At 56.1% G+C, this 15,750-nt stretch carries 8 protein-coding genes; 5 read left to right on the top strand and 3 right to left on the bottom strand.

The annotated features are described in order from the left end of the window. Both M6F29_RS09615 and M6F29_RS09610 read left to right on the top strand, forming a co-directional pair. On the top strand, nt 1-433 hold a 433-nt coding region (locus tag M6F29_RS09615), incomplete at its 5' end, for a hypothetical protein (RefSeq protein WP_298159071.1). Between the two features lie 3 nt (nt 434-436). Continuing rightward, on the top strand, nt 437-1,369 hold the full coding sequence (locus M6F29_RS09610) for a DUF2460 domain-containing protein (protein WP_298159069.1): 933 nt from the start codon (nt 437-439) through the stop codon (nt 1,367-1,369). A 230-nt stretch (nt 1,370-1,599) separates the two neighbouring features. On the opposite strand, the gene M6F29_RS09605 is transcribed toward M6F29_RS09610, so the two are convergent. The 3 genes from M6F29_RS09605 to M6F29_RS09595 all read right to left on the bottom strand — a co-directional run bounded on the left by M6F29_RS09605 (nt 1,600) and on the right by M6F29_RS09595 (nt 12,094). After that, nucleotides 1,600-2,391 (bottom strand): hypothetical protein, encoded by a 792-nt coding sequence (locus tag M6F29_RS09605; protein ID WP_298159066.1) that lies wholly within the window; start codon nt 2,389-2,391, stop codon nt 1,600-1,602. A gap of 68 nt (nt 2,392-2,459) precedes the next feature. After that, complete coding sequence (locus tag M6F29_RS09600) at nt 2,460-8,714, bottom strand: DEAD/DEAH box helicase family protein (RefSeq protein ID WP_298159063.1); 6,255 nt, start codon at nt 8,712-8,714, stop codon at nt 2,460-2,462. Beyond that, nucleotides 8,711-12,094, bottom strand: a complete 3,384-nt coding sequence (locus M6F29_RS09595) for an STY4851/ECs_5259 family protein (RefSeq protein ID WP_298159060.1) — start codon at nt 12,092-12,094, stop codon at nt 8,711-8,713. The genes M6F29_RS09600 and M6F29_RS09595 overlap by 4 nt, the downstream gene beginning before the upstream one ends. 567 nt (nt 12,095-12,661) lie before the next feature. Between M6F29_RS09595 and M6F29_RS09590 the strand changes: the two genes are divergently transcribed. From M6F29_RS09590 to M6F29_RS09580, 3 genes are read left to right on the top strand one after another with little or no spacing between them, the layout of a single operon-like run. Next, nucleotides 12,662-13,093, top strand: coding sequence for a phage tail fiber protein (locus M6F29_RS09590; RefSeq protein ID WP_298159057.1), 432 nt, complete (start codon nt 12,662-12,664; stop codon nt 13,091-13,093). A gap of 2 nt (nt 13,094-13,095) precedes the next feature. Beyond that, entirely contained in the window at nt 13,096-14,169 is a 1,074-nt protein-coding gene (locus M6F29_RS09585) for a hypothetical protein (RefSeq protein WP_298159055.1), read from the top strand. Nucleotides 14,170-14,172: 3 nt separating this feature from the next. Then, the gene (locus M6F29_RS09580; protein WP_298159052.1) at nt 14,173-15,717 is read left to right on the top strand and encodes an SPRY domain-containing protein; all 1,545 of its coding nucleotides are present in this window, start codon (nt 14,173-14,175) and stop codon (nt 15,715-15,717) included. Nucleotides 15,718-15,750: the final 33 nt, after the last annotated feature.

Below are 15,750 nucleotides of genomic sequence, written 5' to 3'. Positions count from 1 at the left end.
CTCCCCTCCCACCATTCCCGGCCCTTTGCCTCCAGGCCCAGCCATCACCAGTGGCAAACTCAACATCGGCTACACCTACACCCTCACCAACTATGCCGCCGTGTCCGAGGACGGGCTGGATGGGGATCAGACCTACAACAGCAGCGCGACCATTGGCGCCGTGGATCTCTTCAGCACAGTGGCCGGATTGCCCCCAGGGGCCACGGTATACGGGGTACGCGTGGTGGGCGCCTATCGCAAGGATGATGCCGGAACCCGCCAGATCGCCAATCTGGTCAAAACCGGCACGGTTCAATCGGCAGGTGCGACCCAGAATGTAGGCACCAGTTACCAGTATCTATCAGATGTGTTTGCGGTGAATCCGGCGACCGGGGCCAGTTGGGTGACCAGCGATGTGAATGCCCTCGAGATCGGCTACGAAGTCATCAGTTGAGCCATGGCCAACCGCATCGCCCAACTGACCACCGAGGTACTGATTGCAGGGATCCCGGCTGCCCGCATCAGCACTCTCGCGGCTGAAGTTCTTGCCGACGACAACCCCGCCGCCACCCTCAGTCAATTACTGGCCGAAATCCTGGCTGATGATGATCCCCGGATTCGGGCCTCCCAATTCTCGGTGGAAATTCTCTACGAGTTTGTACACGCCCGGGTGACCCAGGTGGCCGGTGAAATCCTGGTGGACGACAACCCCAACGCCCACGTCTCTCAAATCGTCTTTGAAATCCTCTATGACTACCCCCTGCCGCCCTTTGCGGAGTTCACCATGAGCAACCTGATCTTCCCGACGCTTCCTGGCCTGCAGTGGAACATTGTGAAGTCACCGCAGTTCCACACCACCATTGTGAAGCACACCTCGGGGCGGGAAACACGCGTATCCAACACCGCCTATCCCCTCTGGAAATGGGAAATGTCCTACGAGTTGCTGCGCGAAACCCAGGGATTCGCAGAACTGCAAGTCTTGTGCGGGTTCTTTCTGGCGCGCACAGGCAGTTTCGATACCTTCCTGTTTGCCGATCCTGCGGAGTCCAACACGGTATCAGGCTATGACCTTGGCGTTGGAGATGGATTCACCACCGAATATCCTCTGACTAAATCCTATGGCGGGTTCATCGAGCCGGTGGGCTATGTGGACGCCACCACCTTGCAGGTGTTCGTGGGTGGGGTTCAGGTCTACTCGCCTGCCGTCTGGAGTCTGATCACGCCCAATACGCTGAGTTTCCCGGTACCCCCGGCCACAGGATCTCTGGTGAGTGCGAGTTACACCTGGTACTACCGGGTGCGCTTTGGCGAGGATGTCCAGGACTACAACAATTTTATGTATCAACTCTGGGAGTTAAAGAAACTCACCCTGGAGATGGTGAAGCCGTGAGGGGATGAATGGATTTGAAGATACTGGTTCGTGCCCATTTCTGCCGTTAAACTTCACTTCTAAGAATGCAGCCGTCCGCCTTGTACAGCAAGCGATCCATTGGAGACAATCAGACTGTTTTCTATGGGTGCCCGCTTCTCGGCCTTTCCTGCCGCTCGGCAGTTGATTCATCAGAGGCAGCAATACTGCAACAAACAGCCATCCGAGCAAACCCCGCGTAACCCCCGCGACTAGGCAAAGGCAAGGGCCCCAGCTGCCTGTTTCATGCGGGCGTAGGCGGCATCCAACCACTCAGCTCGCCCACCTTTTAGCACTGGGTCATTTGGCTTCATGTTCTCTCGGCGCTTCACCTGCAAGTAGTAGTCGACTGTGCTTCCACCAGAGCCTGATGGATGGGCGAATGCACCCAAAACCTGATTCGGCTTAAGCACGCCCTTAGACACACACCAGTCGAGAGCCGCGGCGGGTGTTTTACCAAGGCCTACATAATAGGCAGAGGCATTGATGGTTTTCAGCGACTCCAGGAAATAATCCTCGAAGCAGGTCCTGAATAGATTGCTTCGCAACACGTCGTCAAATGAACTTGCAAACATCTTGTCGCCAATGAAGGCCGCATGAGGTACCACCGAGGTCGTGTGCATGAGGCCAGAGTTCTCGCCCCACAGAGATTCCTCGGAATGGACTCCCAAAAGCTTGGCGAATCCGAAGTGCTTCATCATGCGAAGCAAGTTCGGCCTTACCCCTCCCCCACCAAAAGACGCTTCTTTCTTAACGGCTCTGAGTATTTCCTGCTCACTCACCCTGCGGGCGATTAGTGGCCGAGCTGTCTTGTATGCCATTGAGAGCTGGTTATTGCCAGGCGTAATTCCCACCACGACAAGGCGAGCATCGTGATTCACGAATTCGAATGGAATGTAGTACAAATGACGACGCCCCTCAGAGCCAATCAGCATTGAGGGCGAAGTTGTCATGCCGTCTTGGAGTGCCAAGATTCTTGGTGCAAAGCTTTTAAACAAAGTCATCGGGGCATTTCTTTCTCAAAGTTCCGCTACAAAAACTGGCTCGACACTATCTCCGCCCGCTAGAGCCGTTACTCGCGCACCTTCGCGAAGATTTCTGTTGGGAGTTCAGACCCTGCTATCGGAAGGCGCATGACGGCGATGCTCGCACCTTGCGTCTTCGCATCACCTTCGAAACCAAATCCGGCTTGCCTGCGCTGGTTGCCGTGCAGCATCGGGACTTTCCAATATGAAACGCCCTGGTCGAAGCGAATAGTCAGTGTCTTTCGTGACTTGAAGCTGACCTCAAGGGAGCGTCCATGCGGCAAACTGGCTTTTGAGTCAGATTGAACGACAGCATCAATCCCTATGTAGTCGAATGCCCCGCGCAGCACCGCATCTCTCGTCTGGCCGTCTTTCCAGTCATTCCAGACCATAGTTGGATAGCCGGAATATTTCTGGTCGTGCTCATAGGTCGTTCTGACAGCTACCTTGGACGAGTCCCACCTATCTTGTCCCACCGTATCACGCAAGGCTTCCACCATATTCACGAGCAAAGCCGCAGCAACAGGCGTCCATAGATAGCGGTCGCTGTACGTAACGTCTGCAATCACCTCATTCTCGCTTTGCAAGAGCATGGAAGCGGATTTGTGGTGCTCGGTGAGCATGTCCCAAAGCCGCTTGCCGAACCCTTGAATTGGGCCATTCAGTTCTTGGCTCACTTCGAGCTCCATGTCACCTTGGCTGACGCCTTTAGTCCTTAACTCAGCGGACTCATGTTGGAGCAAGGCATCAAGGGTCAAGGGAGGCAGACATTTCCCTACAACCAGGGGTGACTTCGCGCTCCCCCAGGCCGCGCCGGCTTCAAGGGCTTCATCTTCAGCAACGCCCCAGCGCGTCGTGCCCGAAGCGTTGGAAACCTCGGCAAGCACAACCCCCTCCTTCGCCCCCGGCAAAACTTGGACACTGCTAATGGTGATTCCCGGATGGTCAGCAAGGCTTGCCAGCAGATACTTGTCAGCCTCATCCATGTGATTCAGGCTATCCGCATCTACGACCAAGTCGACTCGGGTCCCGTCTCCAGCGAGACGATACGCCAAGCGCCTTAGTGGAGAGGGCCCCAAGTCAGCATTGCGTCCGCTGAAAAACAGCCGAGCGCTCCGTACGTCTCGCTGGCCACGTTCACGGAGAATGGCCTCATTCAATCCACAGTATTCGGGCTGCGAGGCCTCACCGAAAAGCGCTAACTCGTCCGGTAGTCGGAGCATGTTCAGCCAGGCGTCGCTAAGAACCCCCAATCCCGAGAATCTATCGATGCCGTCAAAAGCAAAGCGCTGGTCGAAATCGAGGATACAGTGCGGACATGAGCTGTCGCAGTTCGCTTTACACTGAAGCCTATTCCTGGCCAAGCGAAACATCTGCTCGATATGACGGGATGCACTGGATGCATATCCCGCGGCGGAGCGGTCATATATGAGAATCGACTGGCAGACTTTTCCTTCCTCGGGAATCGCCTCCTTTATGTCGCAAGCGAGCTCACTCGCTTGAACGCCCAGCAATTCTGCGAGCGCATCTCTCAGGGCAATCCCTATAGTCCGCACGGTCACCGAGTCCTTAATCCAGAGCCCAACCTCATTCTTGAGTTGAATTTCCAATACGTCTGTGTGGGCTTCGTGGCCCAGAGAGATGCCTCTCTGAATCGCCCATGCCTGGCTGCTCCCTGGGCAATCAGATTCCCCCAGTTTTCCGCCGCGCAATTTCTTATGAGGTTTGGCAAACTCTTGAGGCAAATCCCCTGAGCCCAGCATGGGGGCCGCCCGCCCGCATGCAAGACATATCGCATAGCCCTGACGGTGAATGCCGTCAGAATGGTAGAAGATGTGCCCGGACGAGGTTGTTCTAAACCGGCCCAACGCCGCATTGGCTAGAGGCTGCCATTCCCCACGGGCAGTAATCCACGGCTGTTCAACAGGGACGAAGTGCTGGGTCGTGACGTCGTTTGTCGGGTCCTTGAAGAAATCAACGGCAAACCCGGCCGGCTCCAGGAATTTCTGGACGTTGCTAGGCTTGATGTCGCCGCTGCATTCTTCGCAGGTTTGGCAGCCACTCAAGCTATGAGTAGAGCCGCTGGCGCCACAGTGATGGCAGCGCCAGGAAAATTTGATTTCTTGGATTTCACTCGCATCTTGCTGAGTGGCAGGAATGTGCCAATTAAGGGTGATGCCCGCCGACCGGTACATAAGGCCGTCCATTACGACTTCCGAGCCAGGGGCATACTCCCGGAGAGCAGTCACCCGGTCTCGACTCGGCAATTCCCTTTTACGGTATCGATTGTCCTCTCGGCCGGCTATCTGGTTGAGCGCTTGCCTGTACCTACCAATTGTCAGGTTGTCGAAGCTGGTTATGTGGGACGGGAAACCATAGCCCGGCAGAAAACCACGGGTCGCCAGTTCACGAAGAAGATACTCGCCCCCCGTGCGCCCTTTCTGATACAGGAGGGCTTTATGTGCGGGACTTTCTCTTCCGCCGCCGAGTGTTTCCTGTTCCTGCTGAAGCAAGGCAGACCACTCTGAATTCCATTCCGAAGCCACGCTATCCATGGCATCCGCCGAATACTCAATGATGGTTGATTGCGGAATCCCTTCGTAGGCGCTGTGTCTGACCAATTGCTGGAGACCTTTGGAAAGAAGTGGCCTCGCCTGTGATTCATAGCCACGGCAGAAACTCAGAAACTTGTCCGAGGGCGACGGCGTACCCGTGAAAAACCAGTCGCAGGTGAGCTTAGTGAAATCTTGCCCCGAAACAAACTCTGCGAGGAAGCTGGCGAGCGCGAGGGCGTTTACATGCCGCTGGACTATGACCGGACTGTTCAGCGAAACGATTGGAGCCGGTAACGGGGTGTCGAAAGCCCAACGGCTATTTGAGAAAACCGACTGGTCGTGCGGATTGGCTTTACACAGCGTCAAAGAGAGAGACCGGGACTCCTTCCGGCGCCCGGCACGGCCGGCGCGCTGGAGATAATTGGCAGGGTGCGGGGGCACGTTGTTCATTGCGACAACCGATATACCTCCGATATCAATACCCATCTCCATGGTTGTGGAACATGACAAGAGATTCAGGTCGCCGCGTTTGAAATCCTTTTCATATTTATCGAGTTGCGCCGAGTCCTGTTGGGCAGAATGCTCGGCCGTCACAAAATAGGGAGACAGTTCTATGACCCTGTCATTTAAACCTGTCCAGAGGCCGTCCTCGCGCGCAGCGGCAATTACATCTTGAGTCGAAATCCAGGCTCTCGCCTCCTCAATCTGTGCCAACTCATCCGTAATCTGTCCACCGAAGGGTTTGGGGTAAATGGGTAGGTTAAAGGGCTGGCAGTCCGCCGTTGCTGGCGAAGCATTTCTCGGGAGATAGGGTGTCACGCCCCGAAGGGTGGTATCGAGAAACCGACGGGTAACCGGACATACCCACGCCTTTGTTATGGGCGCAAAAGCAATGCCCCTATAGTCAAGCATGAAGCCATCCGCAGCCCTTACCAAAAGGCCGATGCGGATTAGCTCGTTCCATGCAGCCAGCAGGGCTGCATCAATCCTATCCTGCGACAACTCGTTTTCCACATCCACTCGGAAAACATAGGCCAGCAATCTCACCAAGGTCCCATAACGGCTGCGTTTGGCACGAGGCCATCTTCTCTGCCTGGGAGCTACGGTCTCGGCGTCCCGGTCAACAATCCACGATTTCGCAAATGGCATTCCGAGCCAATTACGCCATTCGTCAGGGAAGGTGATGGAGCCTTGAGCGCGAACGTAGAAGTCCAAGGTGATTTTTAGGAAATCACGCCAATCTGAAATGCCCAGTCCCGAGGCCGTCCATTCGGGGGGGGCGGTACCAACGTTGCTCAGGGCAGGATACTGCACGGCCACAAGGCCCATGGTTTCCAAGCTGTTTTGCCGTTTCGGGCGGCGTCCAAATTCCCTCACTAGAAACATCTGTGCCAACTGCATGGGGCCCGATGTGCTGCCAAACGTCTCTGCAGAATACCGGCGGTATTGCCGTAGCATTAGCTCGAAGTCTTTACCCTGATTGGTGAGGCTGCGGGCCAGTTCCTCAAAACCGACGGGTTTTGGCTGGAGTAGCGCCTCGAGCTGCTCGTACAACGGCTTGAGCAACTGATTTAGTGCCTGCTGCGCTGCGGCTTCGGAGGTCAGTGCTTTGGCTGCCTCCAGCCCCGAGATTTGTTGTCTAACTTTCTCAGCATCGTGCCCTGCCTGCTGCTGACCTTGCAGAATGGACTGGTGGTAGACCAGCCCACGAATACGGTTGCGCTCGGATTCCTGTTGGAGTCGTGCCGCAATTCGGGCTGTCCCCTGCCGGCTGTCATTGAAGGTCAGTAGCCTCCTCCCACGGTACGGGTGTTCACTGGGTTTTGTCCCGTCTGGCGCATATTCGAGTAGTAGCGGGAGGATATTTCCGAGTAAGAATGGCGCACCGATTCGACTGGATTGGAACAATCCTCTGTAAGAAACTTCCGTTTCACCGCACGCAGGGCATGTGAGCCCGTCTTCGCCTTCCTCATTTACCAGGAGTTTCAAGGTATGCGTTTCGTCTGGTCTATCCGAAATCGCGCGGGTGTCTCTATTTACTCCTACCGCATCCACTAGAGGGAGGCCGCGATTGACCACCAGAACACGGTTTTGGCGCACTACGGGCGGGTCGTTTGCGGTTTCTTCATCAGCGAGGTTCTCTTCTCCGTCTGGCTCAGCCTCTGCTTCGACCTCAAGTTCAAACTCATCGACTGCCGCCAGCGTCGCAGGGTGCAGCAGCTTTCCGTGTCGTTCGGCTGCCTGGAGGTGGACGGTTCTGCAAGAGTCGCAGGTCACGACCTCGTAAACTGGACTGCCGCATGAACAATGCTGCCTCGGTTCGAGCCAAACCTGCCCAAAAGGCCATTCCAATTTGTTTCGAAGAATCTCATGCTGGTCTGAGCAGTCTGGGTCCGAACAAGCCCAGATTCCGGTGAGCGTCTGGTGAAAGAGGTGCCCTCGGAGCGGCAAGAATGGGGTGCCGTTGGTGTCCCGTGTGCCACTCAGCAGGTCAAGCCATTGAAGCGCTCGTGACTGCTGGTCCTCAAGACTCTCCCCGGTGCCTGGGACAAGCTTTCCCACCTCACCAAGTGCCGCAACCGGCTTGTTGCCAACGAACAAGTCTCTTATGCCAACCGCGGCTTTTGAAGAAGACAAGGCTTCGTAACGTGCAGGCGCTGTCTCAAGGCCAGCCTCGATATTTGCAAGCTCGTCGAGACTCGATTCCAGCTCCAATTTTTGCTTGGATGGCAGAGCGGGAACTTGTCGTTGCCCAGCGACCAGATGTACCCGGCTCGGGTCAACACCGGAAACTTGGGCGAGGAAAGCCTTGAGCTTTTGGCCAGCCTCTCCGTTAGGGTCTCCAATCGTTGCAGACGTCGCGATAAATCTGACCTGGTTGGACGTGACACCAAAGGCATGGAGGACACGTCGGATAAGCAGCGCAACTTCGGCGGCCTGCGAGCCGATATAAGTATGTGCCTCATCCAAGACGACCCATTCGAGCTTGCCTTGCGAGGCGTTGAGAATCGGAGCGTCTTGCGTGCGAACCAGCATGTATTCAAGCATCGTCGCGTTGGTCACAAGCATGGGCGGAGGAGAAGCCCACAGCCGCTTGCGGTCCAATACCTCGTTGGGATGGGCATCCCTATCGGCCTGTGGCAATTCCTGCTGAGTGTTGCCGTTATAGAGGCAAAATCTGATGTCGTCGCCAAATTCGTTCGTCCAGGCCCGCAAGCGGTCACGCTGGCTGTTAATCAGCGCATTGAGCGGATAGAGGAACAACGCGCGAACCCCCACAAGTTTGCCGCTATTCTCCTGGCGCAGACGGACAAGGCGGTCCAGGATGGGCACCATGAAACACTCGGTTTTCCCGGACCCTGTCCCACTTGCAACCACGACAGACTTGGGCTCAGATTCCGAGAGTAGCCTCCACGCCTCCAACTGGTGGGTGTATGGTTTTTGGTCGGATGCAAAACGGTAATCGCCTGCCAGTTCGGGCGGCGGCGAGTCCATCGCTAACACCAAATCTTCGGTAAGGAGAGTGCCAGCAAGCTGCTCCATGGTCTGGTCAGACGATTTCCAACCGAACATGGCCTCAAATGCCGGGTCGCCGACGAAGTTTCCGGGAACACCCAAACCGTTATCGAATGCTTCATTCAGGTAACGGCGCAGTGTCGTGTTCGCAAAACCAAGCTGGCCTATGGCAGCTTGCTTGGATGAGCGACTGAGGTGCGGAAGTAGCTTAGAGAAGTATTTGGTCGTCATTGAGGTTCTTGAACAAGACCCAGGCCCAGGCATCTTGCTACGGTGTAGTTGTAGGCTTCGGTAAACCAATCCTGGTCAAACGACTGATGTTCCCGAAGCAAGTAAATGTGTTCAGAGCTGTGCAGCCACTCGCTGGTGAGATTGTTCATGACCCGCGTGGCCAATATGATGGGGAGGCTCACTACACTATCCCTAAACCCTAGGGGTTCCGGACTCAGGAGCTTGGCAACGTCCGGGTCATTTCGAGACCAGGCTGTCAGGCTTTGAAAACCGGTTGGCCAAGTTTCATCCGTGTGGTTTTGCATCAGACGCTGCACCATGCTTTCTCCCCCATCGAATAACATGGCACTGAAGATGGCTGCCGACTGCGGGTTGCTGAACATCGCAATTTCACGTTGCGTTTCACCAAGCGCTTCTGCCTTTGCAACATGAAGCATGTTTGTAATTGCTGGGTAGCGTCCGGACAATCCGTCGATGCGGCTGTTCAAGTGGCTGACCGCTACTAGCCTTCCCGTTTCATCGCCGAATTGTTGAACACACTGCCCGAGAACCATGGTGATGGCCTTACGCCATGCTTGATATGGAACGAGTTCCCACATGAATGGCAGTTCCGAGCCGAAGCGAAGAATAAACTCATGTGTCACCGGCCCGAATCGCAAGGCAAGTGCCGCCATCGCGCTGACCGAATGGGCGAAACGACGCCAAACATCCAGTGCCTGCAGGGGGAGATGCCCCACTTGGGCTACCAATTGTTCGAAACCATTCCAGTCCGGCGCGAGGTAATCCTCCGCTATCGAAGAAATGACAGCATCAAGCGCGCTGACTCGCTCATCGAGGTCTGCTTTGCGAATCGCTTCTTCCAGCCGGGTCCGATAGAAGGTATCCCCAGGCACGGTCCAAAGCGTTGGACGGAATGGAAGGCTGGACCTCTCCTCGGGATATATCAGCCATGCGCCTGCTTCGCGCTCGTCCGGATTAAAGGCCCAACTGCCAGTTGCGACTCCCTCCGACGCGATAGACATTAAAAGGATTGGCTCCTCGTCCGCAGCGTCAAGACGCGTGGCCCTGACAGACAAGGCTGATAAGGTTTCATGGTCTGCCAACACCATCCCTTGCGCGTCCAGTTGAATGCTGGGCCCAGCGCGTTCCAAAAGGCACGCGTAACGGGAAATTCGGAGTTTGATGCCGGTGGTGTTGTTGATTCGCAAGCTAGTCAATACATAGGCGTCTTGCTCTTCAGAGGTGGTCAGAAGTCTCTGAATGTCCTCAGCGTAATCCTGCAATCGAATTTCACTATGCAGTGTGCCGCTGGCCGGGTGGATGAAACGCTCAATCGTCCGCTCTTTACCGTCGCCAGCCTTCAGTTCAAATTTGAGCGCCAGCCGGGGAAATCCGTCACCCAGCAATGCCAGCAGTCGGAGTCCTGCCAACTGATTCACAGCCAGTAGTGCATTGTTCTGGATTTCTCTGTTGCGATGGTCGAATACGCGGACGCCCTCAACGGGGTACGGAAGCCGGACTCTGACCTTCCTGGTCGACGTTGGCCACAAAACGTCAAGTTCAAACCACTCTGGGGGAACCGGGTTCTTTGATTCGAGGAGAATTCTTAAATCGCCGTTTTCCGTTTGGAAATTCAGCTCGACCTCGGGGGTGGCCGATTCCACTGCAATCGCCCCCCAGTCAACAAAGCGCACTTTACCGTTCGATGAATCGCCGAACTCGAATCTAATATCTGCGCGCTCCGGTAGAACGACCATTTGTGCCCGGTGCTGAATTGGTCCTGTGGCGGGGTATCGGCCTTCTACTGGCCCACGTGGTGCCGCGAGAGGCGCGCCCCCAAGCGCTCGCCATGCCACCGTCCCCTGTGCCCGCTCCGCAACACCATCCCCCCTGACGACAAAGAGACTCGGGGTTCCCTTAAATGCAACGTCAGGTTTTACGAATCTCTCCCATATACGGGGAGGGCCCTTCCATTCGAAGTGCTCTTCCTTCGCATTTGCTTGTCCGGTGCGAATTCGAAATAGCGCTTCCCCTCCGACTTCAATCAGAGCAGTTCCGCGGACTTTGTATAAGGCCCGTCCGGATTCAGAAAGACGCCCGATATTGCATGAGCTTGAGTCGTCATCATGTGTTACGCGGGACCCACTTGGGACCGCGATGACTGCCTCTATCGCTGCAACGGCGCCACTGCCCTGTCTCGCAAAACTCAGGCGATTACCTGTATCTTCAAAAACCCATGGCAAGTCATCGTCTAGCAGGTCTCCGCGTGATGCTGTCGTATACCAAGTCGAGCCGTTTGCAGCCGACAGCGTCAACGTGTGCTCTGCGGTGGCGCCCAACCCGTTAACGACCCATGGCTGGCGCTCGATTCTAAACGACCCGTGCCCGAACATTTTTCGGAGCGATACCTGTTGCGAAACTGACCCCGCCGATAGCGTTAGCGCGCCGGAGCCAGGTAGCTCCTGTTCGTCTAGATTGAAGAGTCTCGCGAGATTAGTGCTGCCTATCGACGAGGGAAGCTCAATGGAGGACTGTACCTGCCAGCTTGAGGGCCCTGTTTGTTCGAGCGTTCTGGCTACAGGGAGTATGAGTGATGAGCGAATCGCAGGTACCGCTATCACACCTTTGATGAGCTTTTCTATTAGGCCCTGTGCTTGTTCCGCCTCAACGGGCAAAGGGAATCGGTCTCTCCAGTTGGGGATTTTTTGGTTTAACGAAGCAATGGCGGTTTCTGCGTCGGTCAGTTTCGCCTCTTCCTTCAACTGCAGGACGGTAACAATAACCTCGGCCAACAACGTATAGATTTCGTCCTGTCGATAGGTGCGAGGTAACAGCCCACCGAGGCTCGCTACCCAACCCTTGATGTCGACAATCGACGCTCCGCCAGAAGCCAACTTGAGGACTTGGACAAGTACGTTGCCCAAGGCTCCGTGAGCTTCTGCAAGCAAGCGCATAGGCAAACCGCCCTGCAAGGCGATAGTTCCGAGGTAACGATAGCCCGCGTTGCCATTCAGCTTCAGATTCCAGTCTTGAAGTCCTTTTGACACGCATTGGCTGCGCTGCGCTTGATTCCAACCATCTGCAGGAGCACCGAGGGCACGTAAGATGGGTTCCCATGACCAACCAGTGCCATCATAGCGTCTGCGCCACCACTCGGAGGCGTACAGAACGAAAAGTCCTGGAAAGTCAATGACATTACAGGCAACGTCACCAAGCTGCACATGAGAAAGATATTTCCTTACTTTTCCCTGCAGTAAAGACTCCAGCGCCGTGAATTGTTCGTCTGAGAGTCTGTACCTGTATAGGGGGCGCTGGTCTGGGAAACGAATAGCATGCTGCTCCAGCAGTGTACGTTTATAGACAGCAAACTCGTTTGCCATAGCAATCGCTGGACTATGACCAGCATCCCCCTTGGTTAGCCTTGAAATAGCTTCCTAATTACAAATGTTATATGTGACAAGTGCAGTATGCAACGTACCAGAAAAATACTGTGCCTTAGTCCTGAGTCACCCTGATTTCTATAGAAGCTAATTAGTTTAAGTAACTCACGGGTAGTTCCTTGCTGTGTATCCTCCGGCAGTATTGTGCCTCAGCTTCGGTGAATGTGTGAGAAATTTTGTGATCTTTGGAGGACTGCTTCCTTGCAAATTGCTGCCTGTGTTGAATCAACTGCCGAGCGGCAGCAAAGGCCGAACAGTGAGCCTTCCCACCAGTACACCTGACCGTCCGGAAATGGCACGATGCGGAAATGCATGTAACCAGATTGCCTGCCACAATGCCGCCGCTCCCTAACATCAGTAACTGGCTGTAACCAGTCTGATCCCCGTACTTGCCCCCTACTGAATTCCGATTTTCTCATCAGAAGTTACTTGCCATTGCAGTAATTCAGACAGTCGTTTCCAAATCCGTAACCCGTAACCCCGTAATCCACCAAGGAGAACTCACTCATGGCTGGTAAAACCACCACTTGGGCCAATGATCTGCTGAAACTCTTGTTCCAGTCAACACCCATTGCCAACCTCGCAGACAATGCTGCGACCTCCCCACTGACCAACCTCTACATCAGCCTGCACACGGCGGACCCCGGTGTGGCGGGATTCCAGAATACTAGTGAAGCAGCCTACACTGGCTATGCTCGCGTGGCGGTGGCGCGCTCCGCCGTTGGCTGGACCGTGACCGGCAATAGTGTCAGTCCTGCATCCACCCTTGTCTTTCCTGCGGCCACTGCCGGATCAGAGACAGAAACTTTCTGGGGCATTGGTGTGGCCGCCACCGGAGCAGGAACGCTGCTCTATTCCGGCCCCATCACACCCGGCATTGCGGTGTCCAATGGGGTAACGCCGGAATTGACCACCTCCTCTACCGCCACGGAATCCTGATCATGACCACCACCGTTAATGTGTATCAAAGCACCGATGCATCCGCCCCCATTCTGACGGGAACCGCCGGTTCCCTGGTGGCTCTGCTGGATTCTTGTCTCGTGAACGGTTACGGGGCCAAAGTCGGAGCCGGTTGGACCATTGCCTATACCGGCACGAATCAGCGCGTCTACAAGATGTCGCCCACGCTGGGTACAGGAAATTCTCTGTTCGTGGATGATTCCGCCACGGTGAGCGGATCCACACCTGAAGAGGCCTATCTCACCGGGTTTGAAGCGCCTACGGGATTAGGAACGGGCACGGGCCAGTTTCCCACCAGTGCCCAATGCGCCCTGGGGATTGGCGCTGTGACCTGTCGCAAAAGCATGACCTCTGACACCACGCCACGCCCTTGGACCTTGGTGGCGGACCCCACCTGCTTTTACCTTTTCACTGTCAGCGGGGATTACTTGAATCCCTTCGGGCCCATGGCCATTGCTTTTGGCGATATCTTCTCCTTCAAGGCGAGCGATGCGTATCGCACCATTCTGATCGGGCGCAATGTCCAGAACAACGGCAATAATGCCTTCGAAAACTTTGGGGGCTTGCCGCAATATCCTGGTGTCTGGCTCCTCAGCGGTTCTACCATGGCGGGGCACTATATGGATCGCAGTTGGACAGGTGTGGGCGGCTCCGTACCAGTGTCCAAATTTACCCTGAACTTCACCAACAATGGTGGTGGGGTGGTGAATTCTGGCGTGGGGGCAGGTTCCTCCATGTATCTCAACGGCAACAACCAATCTTCCATCGGGGGAGGCATTCCCAACATGGGTGGCTTGCAGATGAACTATCCCAACGGGCCTGACGGCGGCCTCTACCTGAGTCCCATCTGGATTGCGCACAATGGCTCGATCCGGGGCTATTTGAAGGGCCTGTGGGCACCACTGCACAACACTCCCCTAAATCACCATGACACATTCACCGGAACCGGTAATCTTGCGGGTAAAAGTTTCCTCGCCCAAAATATCCTGGGCGGGACCAACAACACCGGGTGGGCCGGGCAGGTGATGGTGGAATCCTCCTCCACCTGGAGTTAAGCCATGGCGCTCACGCTGGTTCAGAGCGCCTTTGCGCGCAACAATGGCAGTCCCACCACTATCACGCTTGCTGCTGCCCCCACCCTGGGCAATGACATCCTTATCATCTATGTCGGGCGCAATGCCGGGCTGAGTGTATCGCCCGCACTGGCGCTGGCTGAAATCGACCAGGGGAATTTCAACAGTTACCAGGGCACCCAATGCTGGGTTGGCCCCGTCACAGCGGGAATGAGTGCGACCTTCACGGTTACCGGCATGAGTGATTGGGGAAACATCGCCGTATTCGAGATCGGCGGAGCCGCTTCCAATCTCAATGTGCTGGCCAATGCCTGCGTCGGGACGGGTACCACCGTCACCACCTTCCCCCTGACCGCCAACGCGGATCCCAATGGCCTGAATCTGCTGGCGCTGGCCTGGGATAACGGGGTGGGTGTTTCCACCGTCCCCACCGGCTGGACCCTGCTCTCCCCCGCCACCTGGCAGAACACCGGCAATTATCACGACGGCGCCATCTTCGAGATCCCCAACACTACTGCCGGGGTCCAATCCATCCCCTTCAACGGGAGCATGGATTCCCAGGGGGCGGTGATGCTGAACGTCCAACTCTGGACGCCTGCCGGGGCCCCCAGTATCGGCAAGACGCTGTGGGATGCCAACAATCGCGGCGCGGTGGGGTTCTCGGACGGAAGTCTGATCCTCGGCGGGGGCCTGATGGCCTTCACCTATGCAGGCACCGGCAACATCCGGGCCAACCGACAGTTGACCAGCGCGCTCTCCTATTGGGAAGTCACGGTCAGCCAACTCCCCTCCTCCGTCTCCCTTGGGATTTGCACCGGCGGATTCAATATCACAGGGACCACCCTGCTCGGAGCGGACAGCAACGGCATCGGTTTCGAGCAAAATGGCAGTGTTCTGCTCAACAATTCGGTCATCGCCACCGTGCAGCCCTATGTGCAAGGCAACGTGGTGCAGATCGCCGTGGATCTTGAGAACCGGCTCATCTGGTTCAATGTGAACGGCGGCAACTGGAACAACAGTGCCGCCAACAATCCGGCAACCGGGGTGGGTGGCATCAGTCTGTCGGGGATGTCAGCCTTCAGCAGTCTGTACCCCGCCTTCGGCGCGCAGGTGGTTTCCTCTGACCCCACCGTGGTGGCCAATTTTACGGGACCCTTTGCCTATGCGCCTCCTGCCGGATTTGTGAGCGTGGATCTCACCACCGTGGGCTCGACCGTCAACCTGGGGCAGTTCGTCAGCGACGCGATGAGTGCAGGCGCCAACGGCCCCAGTCAATATGCACCCTTCGGAAATGGCCAGTTGGGAGGCAGTGGTCACATCTCTGGCGCCGTTCAGAACAACGGAGTCGCTGCTGCCAAAATCATCCGGCTCTATGACGAATCCTCGGGCTGGCTGTTGGGAGAGGCGGTTTCCGACCCGGCCACCGGGGCCTATTCGATTTCCGGGATGGGGCGCACCCAGGTCTATGCCGTCGCTTTCGATACGCCCAATGACAATGCGCTTATTCTCGACAACCTGACCCCGGTGTAGCGATGTCCTATACGCCTGCACCCGGAAATTCCG

Source organism: Ferrovum sp. (genome assembly GCF_027317285.1).
In the GTDB taxonomy this organism is placed as follows: Bacteria; Pseudomonadota; Gammaproteobacteria; order Burkholderiales; family Ferrovaceae; genus Ferrovum.
This window is presented reverse-complemented; position numbering and strand designations above follow the sequence as displayed.

Excerpts from the sequence above, each read along its gene's own strand:
- M6F29_RS09610 (WP_298159069.1), top strand. The coding sequence starts at position 437 with ATGGCCAACCGCATCGCCCAACTGACCACCGAGGTACTGATTGCAGGG.
- M6F29_RS09605 (WP_298159066.1), bottom strand. The coding sequence starts at position 2,391 with ATGACTTTGTTTAAAAGCTTTGCACCAAGAATCTTGGCACTCCAAGAC.
- M6F29_RS09600 (WP_298159063.1), bottom strand. The coding sequence starts at position 8,714 with ATGACGACCAAATACTTCTCTAAGCTACTTCCGCACCTCAGTCGCTCA.
- M6F29_RS09595 (WP_298159060.1), bottom strand. The coding sequence starts at position 12,094 with ATGGCAAACGAGTTTGCTGTCTATAAACGTACACTGCTGGAGCAGCAT.
- M6F29_RS09590 (WP_298159057.1), top strand. The coding sequence starts at position 12,662 with ATGGCTGGTAAAACCACCACTTGGGCCAATGATCTGCTGAAACTCTTG.
- M6F29_RS09585 (WP_298159055.1), top strand. The coding sequence starts at position 13,096 with ATGACCACCACCGTTAATGTGTATCAAAGCACCGATGCATCCGCCCCC.
- M6F29_RS09580 (WP_298159052.1), top strand. The coding sequence starts at position 14,173 with ATGGCGCTCACGCTGGTTCAGAGCGCCTTTGCGCGCAACAATGGCAGT.